The sequence below is a fragment of the Thermosynechococcus sp. M98_K2018_005 genome (assembly GCF_015295825.1).
In the GTDB taxonomy this organism is placed as follows: Bacteria; Cyanobacteriota; Cyanobacteriia; order Thermosynechococcales; family Thermosynechococcaceae; genus Thermosynechococcus.
Genome location: NZ_DVEH01000073.1, coordinates 1 through 20,124 on the forward strand (window position 1 = coordinate 1; position 20,124 = coordinate 20,124).

Consider the following 20,124-nt stretch of genomic DNA (forward strand, 5'->3'; position numbering starts at 1 on the left):
GGGTAGGGGCGGGAGTTCCGTCAGCGGCGGCAAGGGGGGTAGCGGTGCCAAGGGGGCAAAGGAAAGGGGGGGTGGCTCAATACCTGTAAACGGTAGAGGCGGTGGTGTGGTCGTGGCAAGGGGTGGGAGTTCCGTGGGCAAGAGCGGTTCAATAGAGGGTAAATCCGCTTCTAGTTCGGGAGAAAGGCTGACCAAGGGCACCAGTTCCTCACTGACCAACTCTGGGGGTGTGGGTTCGGGCACACGCACAAACGAGAGGATAACGGCGTGCAAAAGAATTGAACTGGCGATCGCCAGCCGTGTGGGCTCCCACACTGGCCACTGGGAAACCCTTTGCCAAATCGGTTGAATTGGTAGCCGCAGCATACAAGACACTCCACACCCGCGAATATCCACGACGATTCTATCTTGGCTGATTCTCCCTAATACCAAGCGAGACTTGCGGCAATAAACAAATGATGGCGTTCTCCCATTTCCTAACTCAAATACATTTTCTATTTCAACTTTCTAAAAGTAAAAAGGCCATCACTGACGTTCAATAGGGAATTAAATCCTTACAACGGAAGTAGCAAAGAGTTGCAGCGAATCGGTCAGATCAGTGTTTTAGAGAATGAATATTGAGCGAGAAAGGTTAATTGCTGTTTGATAGAACAATAGATTTTGATCTAGCAAAATATAGAGCAACATTGAAATACCCTATGCAGTCTGCTCAAACGCAGGCAGCACCCTCTTAATCCAGCAATTAATCTATGAGAAGGTAACTAGTTTTAGATAAAATTCTATGGATTAGCCGATTCGTATTGACTCATCTTGAGTTGAAAGGGGTGTCAAGGGCTTAAAATTAGATTTGATAATATGAGAAACTAGAAAAGATTATCAATCATTATATTGTCAAAAGAAACCCCGCACCCTATGCTTGTTTTAGAGATAAAAAGACGGTGATTAACGTCACGATAACAATCGGCTATCCCGTCATTATTTTCTGTGGCGATCGCTCTGATTGCAACTCTAGCTTTTGTACCGCTTACCCTTATTCTAATTAGGAGAGCTTACTCATGCCAATTGCTGTGGGAATGATTGAAACGCGCGGATTCCCCGCCGTCGTCGAAGCAGCAGACGCAATGGTAAAAGCCGCTCGGGTCACCCTTGTGGGCTACGAAAAAATCGGGAGTGGTCGGGTCACCGTGATTGTGCGGGGTGATGTCTCCGAAGTACAAGCCTCAGTGGCTGCTGGGGTTGATTCTGCCAAACGTGTCAATGGCGGAGAGGTGCTGTCCACGCACATCATTGCTCGTCCCCACGAAAACCTTGAGTACGTATTGCCCATTCGCTATACCGAGGCAGTGGAGCAATTCCGCAACTAAGGGGTTGGGCAGTTTGGTGGAGTTTTCAGTTGCATCGCTTATCGATCCTCTGGTTCTTTTAGTTCTTTACTTGTTTGACGTTTAGGAGTTATTACAATGGCAATTGCCGTCGGTATGATTGAAACCCTTGGTTTCCCTGCAGTGGTGGAAGCCGCAGACGCAATGGTGAAAGCCGCTCGCGTTACCCTTGTGGGCTACGAGAAAATCGGCAGTGGTCGGGTGACCGTGATTGTCCGTGGCGATGTGTCTGAAGTGCAGGCTTCGGTTGCGGCGGGTGTCGAAAACGTGAAGCGTGTGAATGGGGGTCAGGTGTTGTCCACCCACATCATTGCTCGTCCCCACGAAAACCTCGAGTACGTCCTGCCCATTCGCTATACTGAGGCAGTGGAACAATTCCGCGAAAGCGTTAGCGGTATCCGCCCGATGGGTCGCCCATAGTGAAAATCGCGCGAGTGTGCGGCACCGTTACCAGTACTCAAAAAGAAGACACCTTAACGGGAGTCAAGTTTCTTGTCTTGCAATATTTGGGTGAGGACGGCGAATTTTTACCCGACTACGAAGTGGCTGCGGATACGGTTGGTGCAGGACAGGATGAGTGGGTATTGGTAAGCCGAGGCAGTGCCGCCCGCTGTATTATCAATGGCACCGACAAACCCATTGACGCAGCCGTTGTCGCCATTATTGACACCGTAAGTCGGGATAATTATTTGCTCTACAGCAAACGTACCCAGTATTAGTATTGGAGACTTCTCCCTATGGCGGTTCAAAGCTACGCGGCACCCCCAACGCCGTGGTCTAGGGATTTAGCGGAGCCAGAGATTGCCCCCACGGCCTACGTCCACTCCTTTAGTAACCTCATCGGCGATGTCCGCATCAAAGATTATGTTCACATCGCACCCGGCACGTCCATTCGTGCCGATGAAGGAACGCCCTTCCATATTGGCTCCCGCACCAACATTCAAGATGGCGTTGTCATCCACGGCCTCCAGCAGGGACGGGTGATTGGCGATGATGGCCAAGAGTATTCTGTCTGGATCGGTGATAATGCCTCAATTACCCACATGGCCTTGATCCACGGCCCTGCCTACATTGGCGATGGCTGTTTTATTGGCTTTCGTTCAACGGTCTTTAATGCCCGGATAGGTGCGGGCTGTGTGGTGATGATGCACGTCCTCATTCAGGATGTGGAGATTCCACCGGGAAAATATGTGCCTTCGGGAATGGTGATCACAACGCAGCAACAAGCTGATCGCCTGCCGAATGTGGAAGAGTCGGATATTCACTTTGCCCAGCACGTGGTTGGCATCAATGAAGCGCTGCGATCGGGGTACCAGTGTGCTGAGAATATTGCCTGTATTGCCCCGATTCGGAATGAACGCCAGCGTCAAGAAGACCCACCCATCCTACACGTTGAAACGCTCACCGGGGAAAAGAACACCATGACCGCAGATTATGGGACTCATGTCCGCCAATTGTTGCAGCAGGGATACCACATCAGCTTGGAATATGCCGATGCGCGGCGGTATCGCACGAGCTCTTGGCAGAGTTGCCCGACGTTGACGGGACGGCAGGAGTCTCAAGTGATGGCGGCGATCGCCCAACTCCTCAAGGAACACGAGGGCGAGTATGTGCGCCTGATCGGCGTCGATCCTAAGGCCAAGCGTCGCGTTTTCGAGGAAATTATTCAACGCCCCGGTCAAGCGCCTGTGGCCAGTCCCAGTAGCTATCGTCCTAGCACAACGGTGAGTGCAGCGCCAGTGGGTTCCCTCGATGCCTCTGTTGTGGCTCAGGTGCGGCAGTTGCTCCAGCAGGGCTATCAAATTGGCACGGAGCACGCCGATGCCCGCCGCTACCGCACCAGTTCTTGGACGAGTTGTGCTCCGATTCAAGCGAAGCAGGAACGGGAAGTGCTCGCTGCCCTTGAGGCCTGCCTCCAAGAACATGCAGGGGAATATGTGCGCTTGATTGGCATTGATCAAAAGCAAAAGCGGCGCGTCCTCGAGCAAATTATTCAGCGGCCCGATGGCGCGGTGGCGATCGCCACAAAAGCAGCAACCCCAGCAGCTCCTAGTCATGTCTTCGTCAGTTCTAGCGGTAATGAAACCGTTCTCAGTGCCGATCTCCTAAACCAAATTCAAGACCTGTTGCGCCAAGGCTGCCAAGTCACGACCGAGTACGCCGACCAGCGTCGCTTCCGTACCAGTTCTTGGCAAAGCGGCATCAAAATTACCTCGGCGCAGCAGCTGAATGACCTCAGTGCCTTCCTTGCCGAGCACCAGCGGGACTATGTCCGCCTCGTGGGTGTCAATCCCCAAGCCAAACAGCGGGTACTGGAAACGATTATTCACCGTCCCAATGGCAAGGCCGCCAGCAATGGCAGTAGCACCGGTGGTCAAGGGTTCGCACCGCGCCCAACCGCCTCTAGTCAAGGGAGGACTAGCAGCCACAACCTCAGTCAAGAGGTGGTTGACCAAGTAGGGAAACTGCTGCAACAGGGCTATACCCTTGGCCTAGAACATGTGGACGCCCGTCGCTACCGCACCAACTCTTGGCAAAGTGGCCCCCGCATTGAGGCCAAAACTCTCAATGAAGCCCTTGCTGCGATTCAGGCTTGCCTCCAAGAGTACAGTGGCGAGTACGTGCGCCTGATTGGCATTAATCCTGCCGGTAAGCAGCGGGTGGCCGAAATCCTGCTCCAACAGGCTGCTAAGTAGCCCTCCCTGTGAGGTGCCCCAATGCCCCTGCCGCCCTTAGCCCTGCCTCCTTCACCTGCGGTTCGCATTGTTGGTGATGTGGTGGTAGATCCCCAAGCCGTTTTGGCACCGGGGGTGTTGCTTTGGGCAGAAGCAGGGGCCTCAATTCGCATTGCCGCAGGTGTCTGTATTGGTATGGGCAGCGTCATTCATGCCCACGGCGGCACCATTGAGATTGGCGAAGGGGTCAACATTGGCGCCGGCGTGCTGTTGATTGGGACCGTGGCCATTGGACCTCATGCCTGTATTGGCGCCAGTACCACCGTGATGCAAACAACGATTCCGGCTGGTGCTGTGGTAGCCGCCGGTTCTCTCCTTGGGGATAGCAGTCGCCGTTGGCACCCCCCCACAGAAACGAGTCACCCCCAAGAGAGTGCCGTTTCCGCCGAGGATCCTTGGCAGGAGCCACCCACAACCGCCAATTCCTCAGAGAATTCCACGCCAGATCAGCAGGACTCTACAGACGCTCCCTCTGGGCATCAGGAAAGTCCAGCCGCCGCGCCACCAGAGACAAGCACTTCGCCAACACCGAAGACAAGCGTGGTCTATGGCCAAGCCTACGTTACTAAGATGTTTGCCAAAATGTTTCGGGTAGAGCCAATCCAACCCAGTGACGATAATCATGCCTTAGGCAGTAGTCAGTAAAGCAACCGTTTCTACATGGGCTGTTTGCGGAAACATATCGAGGGGCTGGATTTTCGTTAGTTGATAGGCGCCTGTAGCGCAGAGGTGAGCCAGATCCCGTGCCAAGGTGGCGGGATGACAACTCACATAGAGAATGCGCGGCGGACGGTTGCGGAGAATGGTCTCAAGAACGGGGCGATCGCACCCTTTGCGCGGTGGATCGAGAATCAGTACATCCACGGTCTGATCGGACTGGGGCAGCCACTCTTCTGCTCTGGCGCAGAGAAAGCGAGCATTGTTAATGCCGTTGTGCTGGGCGTTGGCGATCGCCTGTTGTACCGAGGCAGGATGCACTTCCACACCAATCACTTCAGCGACAGCGCCGGCAAGGGGTAGGCTTAGCGTTCCCACCCCACAGTAGAGATCCAGCAGTCGTTCGTGACCCGTTGGGGCAATCCACTCTCGCAGCGTGGTGACCAGTTGCTCCGCTTGCGCCGTGTTGACTTGAAAAAAGGTAGTCGAAGCAATCTGAAACCTCACCCCTGCCATCTCTTCCCAAAGGTAGGGTCGCCCAGCCAATACCTGCGTCTCGTCACCAAAGATGCGATTTCCCACTTGATGATTGAAGTTGACACAGACCCCCACCACCCCTTGAAACTGCTGTAGCCAACCTTCTGCCTCTGCCCGCAAGCCAGCGGGTAATGTCCCTGCGAGCACGAGGGTAATGAGCTGCTCCCCGGTACGCTGACCAATGCGCAAACCAAGATGGCGAAACCCCGCTTCACGGGTCTGTTCATTGTAGATCGGCCAAGATTGCAATGCCTGCTTCAGGGTAGCCAAGAGCGGATTGAGGCGCGGATCCTGCACCGGACATTGATTCAGGTTCACTAGGTGATGGGAGCCTTTTTGGTAATAGCCCGCAACCACGGCACCGTGGCGGCGACCGAGGGGGTACGTCACTTTATTGCGATAGCCAAAGGGGTTAGGGGCAGCCAAAATCGGTAAGAAAGTTTGCGGTTCGAGATGACCAATACGGGCGATCGCATCCTTCACCAGTTGTTCTTTGGCCGCCAATTGCGCCCCATAGGCCACACACTGCCACTGACAGCCACCACACTTATCAGCGACAATACAGCTTGGCCGCACCCGCTGTACTGAGGGCTGCACCACCTCTAAGACCTTGCCGTGGGCATATTGCCGCTTGACATGGGTCAGTCGCACCCGCAGGCGATCGCCCGGAACCGTATCCGCCACAAAGACCACCCGATCCTGCCAGCGTCCTACCCCCTCCCCCGTGTGGTTCAAGGAGTCAATTGTTAACTCAATGGTGGCGCCCTGCTGCCAAACGCTCATCAATTTACGTCTCAGTCCACTAAACGTTAGGGATAAGTTAAGGAGAGCCAGCAAGCTCTATTTTCGCTGTTATACTGCTAGCGGTGCAATCCGACGTTTGTACTGAAGTGATTTTGGAGTCGATCCCCTATGCTGAAGCGTCTTTCGCCTTGCTTACTGGCACTGGCACTACCCGTGGGTGCCCTTTTCACCACCCCTGCCAAAGCAGCTGACTTTGTCTCCCTCACCTATGGTCCTTTTCAGCGCTCCTTCCCGATGTCGGAGCTAGAGGAATTTGTGTCCACCCAAGAAGCCACGGGACAATTGCGAGCATTGATGCGCCTCGTTCCCAAAGATGACCAAGCCAAGCTCCTTCAATTCTTGGGTATGCGGCTGCCTTTTAATGTTGTGCAAACCGATAAAATTTTGGGTAGTCCCATTGGCAAAGATTTACTCAAACAATTTTCTCAGGTCACGATTCGTCGCGATACAGCTGGTGAAGTGGCTCTCCGTGGTGCCATGCTCACTGCCGCTGCTTCTCCGGAAGGGTTGAGCATGATGTCGTTTTTGAAAAACTACCCTGCTGAAACCATCAACCTTGATTTGCGCAAGCTCAACCAAATGCTCAAGAAACAAGATGGCATGATGAGCATGTTCGGAAATTTGCGCCCATAGCCCCAAACAATTGACGAAGAGTCAAAATTAACAATTTAGGTGCAGGGGTAAAGAGGCTCCTGCATTTTTTTGGGCAATCTACTCCTGCTCTCGCAACCACGTCCACCAGCGATTCAAGGGGGCATAGACCAAGGGTGCCCAAAGACTACTCATAATGGCTGAACTAAGCGCAACTTGCCGATGGTGCTGCCAAATCTCCTCGAGGGGGAAGCCACTACCAAGGCTCATTTGGATTGCGATGACCGTTTGTTGCAGGATGGCCATCGCAAAGGTAATCAGAGCAACCGAAATAAAATCCTCAGAAACAAAGCGCTGCTTTTGCATCAGGGCGGTCAACCCCCCCACCAAAGCTAAGCTAACTGCGTGGCTAGGATGAGCACTGACTAACCCATCTTGAATCCAACCAAGGGCAATACCCGCCAGTACCCCTTGACCCCAGGATCGCTTGACACTCCACACCACCACCCAGATTAAAAACCAGTCCGGCACCAATAGATGCAAGTTGGGTAAGTGAATAAAGCTCAGCAGGGCACAAAGTCCCACAGAGCCAATGGTAATCAGCCAGTTGAGGCTAGTTCGGTGTAAACGTGTCTGTCGGTTCAGCATAGGGAATGACGGTGACCCACTCAAGGCGATCAATCGGTGCGCCAAGAATAACGGTGGCATGGGGACGGGTGGGATCGCTGAGTTCCACCGATTGCACCTCACCAATGGGAATACCCGCCGGATAGAGACTACTCAAGGCTGAAGTATAGAGGACATCCTTGGGCTGCACCTTCGGGTCTTTCTCTAAAAACTCGACAATCACCTGCTGGTTGAGTTGTCCCCGCAGAATTCCCATTTGCCGCGTTCGACCCACCACAACCCCCACTCGACTGGCGGGATCCGTGAGCAACATTACCCGACTGGTATTGGGGGTAATACTCGTAATGCGCCCCACAAGGCCACCGTTGCCCACCACGACTGAACCAATGGTGAGACCCTGACGACTGCCTTCCCCCAAGAGGAGCGATCGCCACCACTGATCGGAACTGCGACCAATCACCGCAACAATGCGGCCATTCAAATTAGGTAGTATCGGGGCATTCAGCATTTGCCGCAACCGTTGGTTTTCCGCTTGGACGGCGGCCAGTTGCTGCTCCAGTTGCCATGTGCGGGCTTGAATCAGCGCTTGCTGATCGTCCACTGCGCCTTGAAAGGGCAAACTGAGAAGGCGGTAGAGTTCACGAATCGCTGCCCCATTGGTCTCGCGCAAAGTCCAAGCACTTGTGAGTACCAAAGCAACAAGGACTAAGCCGCCTGCATATCGTCCCCACCAGCGCAGCAGAAAAGCCATAGCTGCTGATCTTTAACCAATAACCGTCGGTTGTGTAGCAAAGACACGGGCGAGGTCTTTGAAGTTTTCCAGCACCCGACCGGTACCCATGACCACACACCGCAAGGGATCCGCTGCCACATGGACGACAATGCCCGTTTCATGGCTAATCAGGGTATCGAGACCCCGTAGCAGGGCACCGCCCCCAGCCAGCATAATCCCGCGATCCACAATGTCTGCAGCCAGTTCCGGGGGCGTCCGCTCAAGAGTACGCTTGATAGCTTCAATAATCACCGAGAGGGGCTCGGCCATGCTTTCGCGAATCTCTTCTGCTTTGACGACGACTGTGCGTGGTAGGCCAGAGAGTTGGTGTAGCCCCCGCACTTCCATGGATTCGGAGTCATAGCTGTCATTGGGGTAGGCAGAGCCAATGCGAATCTTGATCTCCTCAGCCGTGCGTTCACCAATGATCAGGTTGTGTACTTTTTTCAAATACTGAACGATCGCATCAGAAATTTCATCGCCAGCAACACGGACGGATTCACTCAAAACGGTGCCCTGCAAACTGAGAACCGCTACCTCGGTCGTGCCACCGCCAATGTCCACAATCATGTTGCCCGTCGGTTCTTCCACGGGTAAACCCGCACCAAAGGCAGCGGCGACGGGTTCATCAATCAAATAGACTTCCCGTGCGCCCGCACCCCGAGCAGCATCCTCAATGGCACGACGTTCGACACCGGTGACGCCACTGGGAATCCCAATCACCACCCGGGGGGCAAACAAATTCTTACCGCCGTGCACTTGGCGAATAAAGTGTTTCAGCATCAGTTCCGCACGTTCAAAATCAGCAATCACACCATCCCGCAGTGGACGTACGGCCACCACATTGCCCGGTGTCCGCCCCAGCATTCGCTTCGCTGCAGTACCGACGGCAAGGGGTTGTTTGGTGTTTTGGTCAATGGCAACAACGGATGGTTCCTCTAAAACCACACCCCGTCCGGACACATAAACCAGTGTGTTGGCTGTGCCCAAGTCAATGCCGATATCTCGTGATAGCCGACTAAATACTCCCACGATGGTGTACCCCTTCTTTGAATCCTGTTGGTTGTAACAGTGCTGTTACCAAAAAACGTGATGGCAAGATTGTATTATGTTTTGTTTGTTTTGTTTCGAAAATCTCGGTGGGTTCTCGTGAGGAAGCTAGAAGACCGAGGCTAGTTGATCGGCTGGCCACCCCCTCGGAAATTTCTCGCTTTGGTGGACTCAGCCTAGGAGAGTCGTGGTTTGGTTAGCCTCCCCATTTGGATCGATCGCCACCCAACCAAAGGGATATTCCAGCGCTTTCGGCTCAGTCCAGACTTTCAGTTAGATTGCTGGGTCACGATTCCTGTTTATCCTGTTTAAATCGGGAGAGTACTTCGCTAAAAATCACACCTCGTGACCTGCCGCGGAGACAACCCGCTCTCGTCAGTCCAAGCTATAGCTCATGTTCTTGAGCGATATTCACGACTCCTTGAGTATAGCCTATCCTTCTTGAAAATACCTCACTCCCTTTCGAAATAGCTATAAATCTCGGAAGCTGATGATTACTTAAGCGATCGCCGTAACCACGATGAGTTCCCTCCAGAAGATCGGGTTGGTTTGCAAACGAGCCGTGGCGTTTTGAGCCTAGAGGTTCTGCTTGAAGGCATTGATGCGCCACCAGCGGATATTTTCTGCCTCAAAACGGCCCTCTAAATCCACTCGTACTGAGAAGTCAAACCAAGCAGCCGGCGGAATTTCCATCCCCCACAGGCGATCGCTCCCCAGAACAACGCTAATCAGGCACTGCAAAAAGCCGCCATGACTAATACACCAAACGCAGTCCTCATCACTGTGGCGTCGGAGTTGTTTCCAAGCTTGTTTTGCTCGCTGCCAAGCCATGGCCATTGACTCTGCCTCGGGGACTGGAATCAGGTAATCACTCTCCTCCAGGTCTTCACAAAGCTCAGGATGTTGCGCCTGTGCCTGTGCCCATGTCAGTCCTGTGAAAATCCCCTGATCAATTTCAATCAGCTCCGCTAGCTCTTGAATCTTTAAGTCGGGACAGGGATTGATTAGCGTAGCCGTATCGCGGCAGCGTTGCAGCGGACTCGTGTAAATGGCATTCGGCGGCGGGAGTTTGTCCCGCAGGGCAAGGGCTTGCTGCCGTCCCCGTTCTGTGAGGGGCACATCTTGCCGTCCTAACATGACACCAGAGGCATTACCCACAGCCTCACCATGGCGGATCAAAATTAAGCGCATTGTGTAGTTCTCCCCTAGGGCAGCAATTGGCAAGTGCAACCCCTGATCGCTAAAATTATCGTACTGTGTGGCTGCGCTCTATCCTCAGCCTCAAATTTATTGATATTTCTTGACTGCGTACCTGTGCCTGTAACACTCTCTGCTCCCCCCATCCGTCCTGCTTGGCATGGCCTAATTCACGCCTACGGCGACTTTTTGCCCGTGAGCGATCGCACCCCAGTGGTCACGCTCTATGAAGGCAATACACCACTGATTCCCGTGCCTCAAATTGCTGCACGGATTGGCCGCAATGTCTCGGTTTATGTCAAGTACGATGGCCTCAACCCGACGGGGAGCTTCAAAGATCGCGGCATGACGATGGCCATTTCCAAGGCCAAGGAAGCGGGCGCCGAAGCCGTGATCTGTGCCAGCACAGGCAATACCTCAGCCGCTGCGGCCGCCTATGCCCGACGAGCCGGACTGCGCGCCTATGTCTTGGTACCCGAAGGCTATGTTGCCCAAGGGAAACTCGCCCAAGCCCTCCTGTATGGTGCCGAAGTCATTGCCATTGAGGGCAACTTTGATAAAGCCCTAGAGATTGTGCGCCTCATGGCCGAAACCTACCCCGTGACGCTGGTGAATTCCGTCAATCCCTATCGGCTGGAAGGACAGAAAACAGCCGCCTTTGAGGTAGTGGATAGCTTGGGCAATGCCCCCGATTGGCTGTGTATCCCCATGGGGAACGCAGGGAACATTACTGCCTACTGGATGGGCTTTTGCCAGTATCGTGAGCAAAATCGTTGCGATCGCCTGCCGCGCATGATGGGCTTTCAAGCAGCGGGTTCTGCCCCCCTTGTCAAGGGCGAGGTTGTCACCCATCCAGAAACGATTGCGACAGCAATTCGCATTGGCAATCCTGCCAACTGGCAACGGGCGATCGCCGTCAAAGAAGCCAGCCAAGGTGCCTTTAATGCCGTTACTGATGAGGAAATCCTGAATGCCTATTATCTGCTGGCTTCCAAGGAAGGTATCTTCTGTGAACCGGCTAGTGCGGCTTCTGTGGCGGGTCTCTTGAAATTGGCCGATCAGGTGCCCAGTGGTGCCACGGTAGTTTGTGTACTGACGGGCAATGGTCTCAAGGATCCAGAAACGGCGCTCAAGCAGGAGAGCGATCGCTTTCACCGCCATATTGAGCCCACTGAGCAAACCGTGGCCAAGGTAATGGGCTTTTAGCGAGCCTACTCTAATAGCTTGAGCTCTTGGCCTTTGTTGAATAGCCGCAACACCAGTTTCTCTAGCTCCACCCACACAAAGACAAGCAGGCTAAAGCCAATACACACGGCTAGCTCAGTCCCCGAGAGCAGGTAGGTGCCAAAGAACCGTCGCAGGGGTAAAGCATAGATAAGAAGTAGTTGCAGGATGGTTGTCAAAATGACCGATCCCCAAACAAAGAGATTGGAGGTGGGGCTCATTTCAAGCGTCAGCCGTGTACTGGAACGGGCAGCAAGGGCATGACCCATTTGAGCTAGACAGAGGGTGGTGAAAACCATGGTTGTCCAACGTCTGGGATCGAGTCCTTCTTCCACATGTTCAGTAGTGTAGCTGTAGGCCCATACCATCAGGAAAATGCCGACGATCGCCAAGATCAAACCAACACGAATCATATAGGAACCTAAGCCACGGCTAAAAATACTTTCGTTGGGTTTAACAGGAGGACACTTCATGACATCGGGATCCCCCGGCTCAACGGCAAGGGCAAGGGCGGGCAGGCCATCAGTAACCAAGTTCATCCAGAGGATTTGCAAGGGCGTCAGAGGAACCCCTCCTAGTCCCAGTAGGGGTGAGCAGGCAATCGTGATCACTTCACCAATGTTGGAACCGAGAATGTATTTAACAAAGCGACGAATATTGCTGTAAATCACTCGCCCTTCCTCGGTAGCGGCCACAATGGTGGCAAAGTTATCATCCAAAAGCACCATATCACTGGCTTCCTTGGTGACATCCGTACCCGTAATCCCCATGGCTACGCCAATATCCGCTTGTTTAAGAGCCGGGGCATCATTCACACCATCCCCAGTCATGGCCACAATTTCACCGTGACGTTGCAGCGATTTGACAATCCGCAGTTTATGTTCCGGTGAGACCCGTGCATAGACACTGACGGTGGGGGTGGCGGCATCCAATTCCTCGGTACTGAGTTTTTCAATGTCCCGACCCGTGAGGGTACAGTCGCCCCACTCACAGATACCGATTTGACTGGCGATTGCCTGTGCCGTCAGTTGATGATCTCCCGTAATCATAATCGGGCGAATCCCAGCCGTGCGACAGGTGGCGACGGCCTCCAGCACCTCCGGGCGAGGGGGATCAAGAATGCCCACTAGCCCCAACCAGATCAAATCCTGCTCACTGGTCTCTACACTTTCCGCTGGTGGCAGCGCTGACCAGTAGCGATGGGCAATGCCCAAGACCCGCAGACCTTGAGCGGCAAAGCGATCGTTTTCAGCCAGAATCTCTTGGCGCTCCGCCAGTGTTAGGGGTTGAATGTCGCGCCCCACCTGCCGCCATTGACAGCGTTCCAGCGTCAGTTCTGGTGACCCTTTGGTAATCATCCAGTAGGGTTCCTTGGCGGGAATCTCAGGAATAGACTCACTGCGGTAGAACGTACTCATCCGCTTGCGGTCGGCATCAAAGGGAAACTCCGCGACCCGCTCAGCCGTTTCCCGCAACGCTTTCAGATCAATGCCCCCTTTAAGAGCCAAAGGTAGGAGGGACCCTTCGGTGGGGTCGCCGAGAATCACCCACTCGGCGGCGTGTTGTTTGAGCAGGGCATCATTACACAGTGCCCCTGCCAGTAGCAGTAGGTGCCGTTCGTACAGTGCTGAGGGATCGTCGGTACTGGCGTCGTAAAAGTCGCCCTTGGGTTCATAGCCATTGCCGCTCACCTTAGCGCGATAGGCCGTTGTGGCGATCGCCTGCACCACCATTTTGTTTTGGGTGAGGGTACCCGTTTTATCCGAGCAAATGGTTGTAACACTCCCCAGTGTCTCCACTGCCGGCAGCCGACGAATCAGGGCATGGCGTTTCACCATCCGTTGCGTTCCCAATGCAAGGGTGACAGTAATCACGGCGGGCAAGCCTTCGGGTACCACTGCCACCGCCATACTGAGGGAGACGTCAATGAGATGCGGCAGCAGTGAGGGATCGTAGAGACCCCCAGCAATCACGACAATGCTTACCAGCACCAAAGCAATGGCGACTAGGCGATTTCCCAGCTCGGTCATCCGTTTTTGCAGGGGTGTGGGTTCCTGCTCCACCCCTTGGAGGGCAGCGGCAATTTTCCCCAGTTCGGTGTCCATGCCGATCGCGGTGACGACGGCGACCCCTCGCCCTTGGTTGACTTCTGTACCCGCAAAGATCAGATTGGCGCGATCGCCCACTTCCGTATCAATGGGCAAGATTTTCGCAGCATTTTTACTGGCGGCTTCTGCTTCACCTGTAAGGGCCGATTCTCGGATTTGCAGGTTGACGGCTTCTAGAAGGCGACCATCGGCAGCCACTTTTACCCCAGCTTCCAAAAAGAAAATGTCGCCAACAACCAGTTCAGGGGAATCAATTTCCATGACCTTGCCCTCGCGCAGGACACGCACCTTGGGCGCCGCCATATTTTTTAGGGCTGCCAGCGCCTCTTCAGCACGGGCTTCTTGGACATAGCCCAAAATGGCATTGAGAATCACCACCACCAGAATTGCGGTTGCGTCCTTGGGGAAGGGGATGGTGTTTTCTTCGACGGCTTTGAGAATCTCCAATGTACCAGAGATGAAGGCCACCGCTAGCAGCATGATTAGCATCACATTGCGAAACTGATCAATGAAAATCTGCCAGCGGGGGCGGCGGCCATTGTCAACAAGTTCATTGCGGCCATATTGGGCTTGTCGCTGTTGCACTTCTGCAAAACTCAGCCCCTGTTGGCGATCGCTCCCAAGGCGAGCAACCACTTCATCAGCAGTGAGAGCATGCCACACTGATTCAGGATTCATTTTGGAGGGCGTATTGGAAGATGTCATGGCAGGTGGGGAGATGACCTATGTTTATTTTCTCTTTATCTTCGTCATTTGGCTGAAGCCCTGGCGAAGCGCTGCCAATAGTCCTCATAGCGCGCCATTAATGTCAAGGGCGGCTCAGGCTGCGTCCAAAACTCCACGAGGGTGTGTCCTGTGGCCCAAGTATCCTGATCAAGGGGGCTACGGTGTTGCAGCAGCAAGGGAGCTAAGGTTTTAAGATCAAAGGGGCGCGGCAGTATTTCCATGCGATCGCTAGCATTTTGCAGCAGCATATAGAGTTCATAGGCCAGTTGCAATTTACAAAGGATGACGGGTAGGTGTTCCAGGGGCAATTGTTCTGCCAAAAGCCACGCGGCGGCGGGAGACCCCGTGAGCATTGTTGAAACAAACTGGAGCACTGGTCGCTTGAGCAAATCAGTAATGCCTTGACTGGTGGTGATGCGGTGGCAATAGGTGTCAATGAGGCGGGCAGCAGTGTGGAGCCGTGTCTGGCGATCGCTGAGCCAGCGAGCCATGCGGATCTGCTTGGCAGGGGCAATTAAACTCACAAGAGTATCACTGAGGGCATCGAGTCCCCAAGCCATGCGTCCTTCAGTGCTGTTGACAATGGGCAAAACATGGGGCGTATAGGCGGCCAACTGTTCTTGGCGATAGGCCACCGCCTCGCGAATACTCACTTCCTTGGGACGGGTACCCCGTTGCCAGTCATAGGGGGGATGCCATTCCCGCAGGGGGCGCAGCCGATCCACTTGGGTTACCGCCACCACAATCGGCAAGTCCCTTACCTGTTGGCGAATCAATTGCAGGGCGGTGATGTCCGGAGCAAGGGCAGGATCCAGCGCTGGCGTCAGCAGCAATACCACATCCATGCGCGGTAGCAATTCCCGTAGGCGAGCTTGAAGATCAGCACCGCGAATATCGCGAATATCTTCGTAGCCGGGGGTATCCCAAAGGGTCAAATCTTCCTGCCAACGGTACTGTTGGATCTCGCTTGTGTTGGGCAAGGGGGAAACACAGGTGGTGGGAGCAGCAAATAAACTATTGATCAGGCTACTTTTGCCTGCTCCAGTGCGACCCACGAGAAAGACGTTGACAGGCTGGGTTTCGGCACGGGCAAGGGGCAGACTCTGCTCTAAAATTTCCTCTAGTGTCCCTGTATCTGTGCGCCGGGTGGGGGTGGGCAATTCCAGTTGGGTGAGGCTGCCACTGTAGAGGGCGATCGCCCGCAGTCCCAAGGCCTTGAGCACCTGTTCCCGCAGGGTCAGTCCCAAGTTAGCAATCAGGGCTTGATTGGCCTTTTGCTGCTGCTCTTGGGTAAATGTTTTGGCGATCGCCACACTTGGATTGAGGAACCACTGGGCCCAATTCCAAGCGGTAAAGCCCCAGCGAGCAACAGGTGCCACCTGCCGCGAGAGTTCATAGGCGCGCACTGCCTGCCCGACAGTTACCCGCGACAAAATCGGGTTGAGGGTTTCCAGCCAGCGATCCACATCATCAATCGTGTCCCGTAACAGGCGGTAGGCTTGGGGCACATAGATTTGCAGCAGCGGACGTTGGACATTGGGATAATAGACTTTGGCAATCTCACTGACGAGGGTTTGTACTCGCTGCCAAAAGAGTGGCCAATTTTCCCAAGGGGGCGGGTCTTGGCGGCTCTGTTCAAGGGTGTGTTGGAGAATCTTGAGGGCGCGTTGATCCGTTTCTGAATCACTGCTTCTTGGCAGATCAAAAGAACGAGAATCAATGTCTGTCGGCTGACCCTTGAGCCAATGGGCAACTCCCCACCGCCACAGCAGTAGAATCATGACCACCACGGCCCAGACCCAACTCAGTCCCCAAGCATGAATTTGTATTGAGGCGGCGGTGAGGATAAAGCTGGCGATCGCCACCAGTGGCAGGATAAAAAGAATCCACTGCCACCAAGAGGGTTGCATCGGCTAGGTGGTCACCAGTGACTCAAAGGGAATGCGCCGGGCATGCCCCCAAAAGGCCTCAAGGTTGTAGTATTGGCGTTCCTTGGGCAACTGCACATGCACAATCACATCACCGTAGTCCATCAGCACCCATGAACATTCCGCTTGGCCTTCGATATGTTGGGGTTGCCGTTGACAATGTTCGAGAGCCGCCTCCTCAATCCCTTGGTAAATGGCGCGCACTTGGGTTTTTGAGAGTCCCGTAATGATCACAAAGTAATCGGTTAAGTAGGACACGCCACTCACATCCAAAAGGCAGATATCCACTCCCTTGCGATCATCGGCAGCATAGGCTGCGGCCCATGCTAATTTAAGGCTAGGGTCAGTTATCGCGGCTACCCGTTGCATCTGTTGAATAATCAGGCTGCTGTCTCCTAAATGCACTCCTTTTATATCTTTTGATTTTACCTATTGGTTTAGGGAGGCGCAGGACAGATTTGTTACAAAAACTTACGAGTATTGCCCCCCACTGGCTGTCGTATCCCCACAACGGACAATGGCGCACTGTTACCGCTAGACTCCTCGAGCAATTAGCCAACTATCAAGAGCAACTCCAAGAGCAGCAACCCACTCTCCTCGTGTTGGCAGAATCCGATCCCTTGTGTTTTATCAGGGGTTTTCTAGCGGCGCTCTCCACAGGGACGCCTCTGCTACTGGCTAATCCCCACTGGCAGTCCCAAGAGTGGCAGCAGGTGGCAGCGATCCTACCCCAGAATTTTATGGCTTGGGGAAGCGTGCCCCCCCTAGACCCTCAAGGATCTGGAGAACCTTTGCCCCAGGGCTGGATTCTGATTCCCACTGGAGGAACTCAAGGGCGGTTGCGTTGGGCAATTCACACGGTGGCGACCCTTCAGGCAGCAGTAATGGGGCTGCAAAGCCACTTACAAGAAGGGGTGATTCACTGTCTAAGTATTTTGCCCTTGTACCATGTCAGTGGCCTGATGCCCGTGGTGCGATCGCTCTGGACAGGGGGAGAACTCTATCTTGCGAGCCATTTACGGGACCTACGGCAAGCCGCACCGCCCGGCAATTGTGATCTGTGGCTGTCTTTGGTGCCTCGGCAATTGCAACAGGTGCTCACAGAGCCGCTCCCGTGGTTAGGGGAGTTAAGGGGAATTTTTATTGGCGGTGGTCCCACTTGGTCACAACTACTAGAGGAAGCAGCAGCCCAGCGATTGCCCCTATGTCTCAGTTATGGAATGACGGAAACCGCAGGCATGATCTGTGCTCAGCGGCAGGGAGAATTTTGGACGGGCGATCGCTCCTGTGGTCAAGTCTTACCCCATGCCCAGATTGCTTTAACCCCTACGGGGGAGATTCAGATTCAGGCGGCCTCCCTTGCCCTTGGCTATTACCCTCAGTTATTCCATGAAGAGACATTCCAAACGGACGATCGCGCTCAATGGCGGGGCGATCGCCTCTACATTTTGGGACGCACCAGCCGCAAAATCATCAGTGGTGGCGAGAATATCTATCCCGAAGAGTTAGAAGCCTTACTCCTTGACAGTGGTCTTGTTCAAGATATCTACATCTACGGCACACCCGACCCCCGTTGGGGCGAACAAGTCGTTGCCCTTTATGTGGGAGAGGCCTCCCCTGAGGAACTCAGCAGATGGCTCAAACAGCAGTGCAGTGCCTACAAATGCCCCAAGCAATGGATTTCTGTGCCCCAAATTCCCCGCACGCCCCAAGGAAAGGTGCGATCGTCCTCGATGATGAAGGCACTTTGAGGTTTTGTGGATAGTGCTTGGCGGTAACTAACTCGACGATCCTAAAAATACAGAAAAACTAACTAGCGTTCCAACTCTCCAGCAATGTCCGAACAGCCACCGAATCCAACGCATCAAATCTCTCCCCGTGCATAGGCGACATTTATTTAAAGTCAATCGTGTCTCCCGAGGAAACTAGAGAAACTTAGTAGGAGATTACCAACATGCGGAAGCAAAAATAAACGGGCAGGGATCTCCTACAAAATAGGCACGCTCTCCTGCCCAAGGGGCTTGGTGCTAGCCAACCACAGAAGCGGTGCTGCGACGCCGCCGAATTCCTGTTGTCACAGTGGGGGTGACTTCGATGGGTTGCAGGAGCAATAGGACTGAGGCGTTGCCCTGAAGTTCACGGCGCACCAGTCGCACCAGTTCCCGTTCAATGTGGGCTTTGACTCCTGCCCAATCTATATCGCCGTTGCGGGCATATTCACTCCAGCGATCGCTCAAAGCGGTTTCGACCGTGGCATGTACCCAAGCCTGCCAAGCCTGTAGCTCAATTGCCGTGACCACGCCCCGCAGGTGCACTTCAGGAGTGGCCTTCAGGGTGCCATCAGTACCCACCGCCACCGCCACGGTGATAATGCCTTCCTCGGCCAGTTGTTGCCGCTCTTGCAGGACATGGGCTTTGACAATGCCACCGCGATCCAGTAACTCAATGCCAGCAGGCACCTTATCTACGACACGAATCGAGTCACGGGTGAGTTCCACCACATCGCCGTTGTCAATAATCACCATATTCTCCGGGGGAATGCCCATGCTCTGAGCGGTTTGGGCGTGTTTCACCAGCATGCGGTGCTCGCCATGCACCGGTAAAAAGAACTTGGGCTTCGTCAAGGCCAGCATCAGCTTTTGATCCTCTTGGCAGGCATGGCCAGAGACGTGAATGCCCTGTTCGCGACCGTAGATGACTTTCGCGCCTTGCATCATCAGGCGATCAATCATGTTGACCACGGCAATCGTGTTCCCCGGAATGGGGTGAGCTGAGAGAATCACAGTATCGCCGGGGCGAATTTTAATTTTGCTGTGTTCTCCTTTGGAAATCCGCGTCAGAGCAGACAGGGGTTCCCCTTGGGAGCCAGTGGTCAGGTACATCACCTGATGATCCGGGTACTTGTGCATGATGTGCAGCGGCACAAAGAGATCATCAGGGCAGCGAATGTATCCCAACTGCCGTGCATGGGCAATGACATTGAGCATCGAGCGACCCAAGACTGAGACCACGCGGCCATGCTTTTGCGCTAATTCCAAGGCCATACTGAGGCGATGCACTGAAGAGGCAAAGGTGGTAAAAATAATCCGCCCCTCTGCTTGGCTAAAGGCACGATCTAAGTTGGGAAACACCGATCGCTCCGAGGGGGTGTGGCCGGGGACTTCCGAGTTGGTAGAGTCACTAATGAGGCAGAGAACCCCTTTTTCCCCATGCTCCGCTAGCCGCTGAATGTCAAAGCACTCGCCATCAACGGGGGTAAAGTCGAACTTGAAATCCCCAGTGTGGATAATCACGCCAATGGGCGTATGAATCGCCACCGAGAAGCTATCGGCAATGGAGTGGGTATTGCGAATATACTCCACAAGGAAATTTTTGCCCAAGCGCACCATGTCCCGAGGCTGTACGGTGCGAAGTTCGGTGCGATCGCCAACTCCTGCCTCTTCAAGTTTCCCTTGCAGCAACGCCATGGCAAGGCGAGGGCCATAGATGACGGGAATATCAAACTGCTTGAGATGAAAGGCAATGCCACCAATGTGATCTTCGTGGCCGTGGGTCACAATCATCCCCTTGATTTTGTCGCGATTTTGCCGCAGGTACGTCATGTCGGGCAAGACGATATTCACCCCATGCATCCCATCAGTGGGAAAGGCTAGCCCTGCATCCAGCAAAATAATTTCATCTTGGAATTCAAAAACACAGGTGTTCTTGCCAATTTCATGCAGCCCACCGAGGGGAATAATTTTTAGGGCAGCAGTTGCAGCGGATTGACTCATAGGTCTCCTTACG

17 protein-coding genes and 1 pseudogene are annotated in these 20,124 nt (G+C 54.0%); 8 read left to right on the forward strand and 10 right to left on the reverse strand.

Features of this window, described 5'->3' with window-relative positions:
- Positions 1–366: pseudogene (locus IGQ15_RS09615) on the reverse strand (hypothetical protein); the annotation flags it as partial.
- Positions 367–1,055: 689 nt separating this feature from the next.
- On the opposite strand from IGQ15_RS09615, the gene IGQ15_RS09620 reads away from it, so the two are divergent.
- The 5 genes from IGQ15_RS09620 to IGQ15_RS09640 all read left to right on the forward strand — a co-directional run bounded on the left by IGQ15_RS09620 (position 1,056) and on the right by IGQ15_RS09640 (position 4,762).
- The gene (locus IGQ15_RS09620) at positions 1,056–1,364 is read left to right on the forward strand and encodes a carbon dioxide-concentrating mechanism protein CcmK (protein WP_011056791.1); all 309 of its coding nucleotides are present in this window, start codon (positions 1,056–1,058) and stop codon (positions 1,362–1,364) included.
- 96 nt (positions 1,365–1,460) lie between these two features.
- Positions 1,461–1,802 carry a carbon dioxide-concentrating mechanism protein CcmK gene (locus IGQ15_RS09625; protein ID WP_011056790.1) on the forward strand — a complete coding sequence of 114 codons (342 nt, stop codon included), beginning with the start codon at positions 1,461–1,463 and terminating at the stop codon, positions 1,800–1,802.
- Positions 1,802–2,101: a EutN/CcmL family microcompartment protein gene (locus IGQ15_RS09630; protein WP_149817455.1), complete on the forward strand. Its 300-nt coding sequence runs from the start codon at positions 1,802–1,804 to the stop codon at positions 2,099–2,101. The genes IGQ15_RS09625 and IGQ15_RS09630 overlap by 1 nt, the downstream gene beginning before the upstream one ends.
- Before the next feature lie 18 nt (positions 2,102–2,119).
- The gene (locus tag IGQ15_RS09635) at positions 2,120–4,078 is read left to right on the forward strand and encodes a ribulose bisphosphate carboxylase small subunit (protein WP_297051217.1); all 1,959 of its coding nucleotides are present in this window, start codon (positions 2,120–2,122) and stop codon (positions 4,076–4,078) included.
- A 21-nt stretch (positions 4,079–4,099) separates the two neighbouring features.
- Positions 4,100–4,762, forward strand: a complete 663-nt coding sequence (locus tag IGQ15_RS09640) for a hypothetical protein (RefSeq protein ID WP_297051219.1) — start codon at positions 4,100–4,102, stop codon at positions 4,760–4,762.
- On the opposite strand, the gene rlmD is transcribed toward IGQ15_RS09640, so the two are convergent.
- Positions 4,745–6,094: a 23S rRNA (uracil(1939)-C(5))-methyltransferase RlmD gene (rlmD, locus tag IGQ15_RS09645; protein WP_297051221.1), complete on the reverse strand. Its 1,350-nt coding sequence runs from the start codon at positions 6,092–6,094 to the stop codon at positions 4,745–4,747. The two genes, IGQ15_RS09640 and rlmD, sit on opposite strands and share 18 nt — an antisense overlap.
- A 129-nt stretch (positions 6,095–6,223) precedes the next feature.
- On the opposite strand from rlmD, the gene IGQ15_RS09650 reads away from it, so the two are divergent.
- On the forward strand, positions 6,224–6,748 hold the full coding sequence (locus IGQ15_RS09650; RefSeq protein WP_297051223.1) for an alpha/beta hydrolase: 525 nt from the start codon (positions 6,224–6,226) through the stop codon (positions 6,746–6,748).
- Between the two features lie 78 nt (positions 6,749–6,826).
- Here the strand turns inward: IGQ15_RS09650 and mreD are convergent, their stop codons facing one another.
- The 4 genes from mreD to IGQ15_RS09670 all read right to left on the reverse strand — a co-directional run bounded on the left by mreD (position 6,827) and on the right by IGQ15_RS09670 (position 10,346).
- Positions 6,827–7,354, reverse strand: coding sequence for a rod shape-determining protein MreD (gene mreD, locus IGQ15_RS09655; RefSeq protein ID WP_297051225.1), 528 nt, complete (start codon positions 7,352–7,354; stop codon positions 6,827–6,829).
- Positions 7,320–8,084 carry a rod shape-determining protein MreC gene (gene mreC, locus IGQ15_RS09660; protein ID WP_297051227.1) on the reverse strand — a complete coding sequence of 255 codons (765 nt, stop codon included), beginning with the start codon at positions 8,082–8,084 and terminating at the stop codon, positions 7,320–7,322. Before mreC ends, mreD begins: the two co-directional genes overlap by 35 nt.
- 12 nt (positions 8,085–8,096) lie before the next feature.
- The gene (locus IGQ15_RS09665; protein WP_297051229.1) at positions 8,097–9,137 is read right to left on the reverse strand and encodes a rod shape-determining protein; all 1,041 of its coding nucleotides are present in this window, start codon (positions 9,135–9,137) and stop codon (positions 8,097–8,099) included.
- 594 nt (positions 9,138–9,731) lie between these two features.
- Complete coding sequence (locus IGQ15_RS09670; RefSeq protein WP_297051231.1) at positions 9,732–10,346, reverse strand: histidine phosphatase family protein; 615 nt, start codon at positions 10,344–10,346, stop codon at positions 9,732–9,734.
- 123 nt (positions 10,347–10,469) lie between these two features.
- Between IGQ15_RS09670 and thrC the strand changes: the two genes are divergently transcribed.
- On the forward strand, positions 10,470–11,558 hold the full coding sequence (thrC, locus tag IGQ15_RS09675; protein WP_297051233.1) for a threonine synthase: 1,089 nt from the start codon (positions 10,470–10,472) through the stop codon (positions 11,556–11,558).
- 5 nt (positions 11,559–11,563) lie between these two features.
- Here the strand turns inward: thrC and IGQ15_RS09680 are convergent, their stop codons facing one another.
- From IGQ15_RS09680 to rsfS, 3 genes are read right to left on the reverse strand one after another with little or no spacing between them, the layout of a single operon-like run.
- Entirely contained in the window at positions 11,564–14,389 is a 2,826-nt protein-coding gene (locus tag IGQ15_RS09680) for a cation-translocating P-type ATPase (protein WP_297051235.1), read from the reverse strand.
- Between the two features lie 44 nt (positions 14,390–14,433).
- Complete coding sequence (locus IGQ15_RS09685; RefSeq protein WP_297051238.1) at positions 14,434–16,320, reverse strand: GTPase; 1,887 nt, start codon at positions 16,318–16,320, stop codon at positions 14,434–14,436.
- Between the two features lie 3 nt (positions 16,321–16,323).
- Complete coding sequence (gene rsfS, locus IGQ15_RS09690; RefSeq protein ID WP_297051239.1) at positions 16,324–16,743, reverse strand: ribosome silencing factor; 420 nt, start codon at positions 16,741–16,743, stop codon at positions 16,324–16,326.
- A gap of 53 nt (positions 16,744–16,796) precedes the next feature.
- Here rsfS and IGQ15_RS09695 point away from each other — a divergent pair, with 53 nt between their 5' ends.
- The gene (locus IGQ15_RS09695; RefSeq protein WP_297051241.1) at positions 16,797–18,089 is read left to right on the forward strand and encodes an AMP-binding protein; all 1,293 of its coding nucleotides are present in this window, start codon (positions 16,797–16,799) and stop codon (positions 18,087–18,089) included.
- A gap of 276 nt (positions 18,090–18,365) precedes the next feature.
- Here IGQ15_RS09695 and IGQ15_RS09700 read toward each other — a convergent pair whose 3' ends face one another.
- A complete protein-coding gene (locus tag IGQ15_RS09700; RefSeq protein ID WP_297051242.1) occupies positions 18,366–20,111 on the reverse strand; it encodes a ribonuclease J in 1,746 nt (581 codons plus the stop codon).
- Between the last annotated feature and the right edge of the window lie 13 nt (positions 20,112–20,124).

What these genes read in the sequence shown, in the direction of transcription:
- IGQ15_RS09620 (WP_011056791.1), top strand. Translation starts at nt 1,056, where the DNA reads ATGCCAATTGCTGTGGGAATGATTGAAACGCGCGGATTCCCCGCCGTC.
- IGQ15_RS09680 (WP_297051235.1), bottom strand. Translation starts at nt 14,389, where the DNA reads ATGACATCTTCCAATACGCCCTCCAAAATGAATCCTGAATCAGTGTGG.
- IGQ15_RS09670 (WP_297051231.1), bottom strand. Translation starts at nt 10,346, where the DNA reads ATGCGCTTAATTTTGATCCGCCATGGTGAGGCTGTGGGTAATGCCTCT.
- IGQ15_RS09625 (WP_011056790.1), top strand. Translation starts at nt 1,461, where the DNA reads ATGGCAATTGCCGTCGGTATGATTGAAACCCTTGGTTTCCCTGCAGTG.
- rlmD (WP_297051221.1), bottom strand. Translation starts at nt 6,094, where the DNA reads ATGAGCGTTTGGCAGCAGGGCGCCACCATTGAGTTAACAATTGACTCC.
- mreC (WP_297051227.1), bottom strand. Translation starts at nt 8,084, where the DNA reads ATGGCTTTTCTGCTGCGCTGGTGGGGACGATATGCAGGCGGCTTAGTC.
- IGQ15_RS09700 (WP_297051242.1), bottom strand. Translation starts at nt 20,111, where the DNA reads ATGAGTCAATCCGCTGCAACTGCTGCCCTAAAAATTATTCCCCTCGGT.
- mreD (WP_297051225.1), bottom strand. Translation starts at nt 7,354, where the DNA reads ATGCTGAACCGACAGACACGTTTACACCGAACTAGCCTCAACTGGCTG.
- IGQ15_RS09640 (WP_297051219.1), top strand. Translation starts at nt 4,100, where the DNA reads ATGCCCCTGCCGCCCTTAGCCCTGCCTCCTTCACCTGCGGTTCGCATT.
- IGQ15_RS09685 (WP_297051238.1), bottom strand. Translation starts at nt 16,320, where the DNA reads ATGCAACCCTCTTGGTGGCAGTGGATTCTTTTTATCCTGCCACTGGTG.
- IGQ15_RS09650 (WP_297051223.1), top strand. Translation starts at nt 6,224, where the DNA reads ATGCTGAAGCGTCTTTCGCCTTGCTTACTGGCACTGGCACTACCCGTG.
- IGQ15_RS09635 (WP_297051217.1), top strand. Translation starts at nt 2,120, where the DNA reads ATGGCGGTTCAAAGCTACGCGGCACCCCCAACGCCGTGGTCTAGGGAT.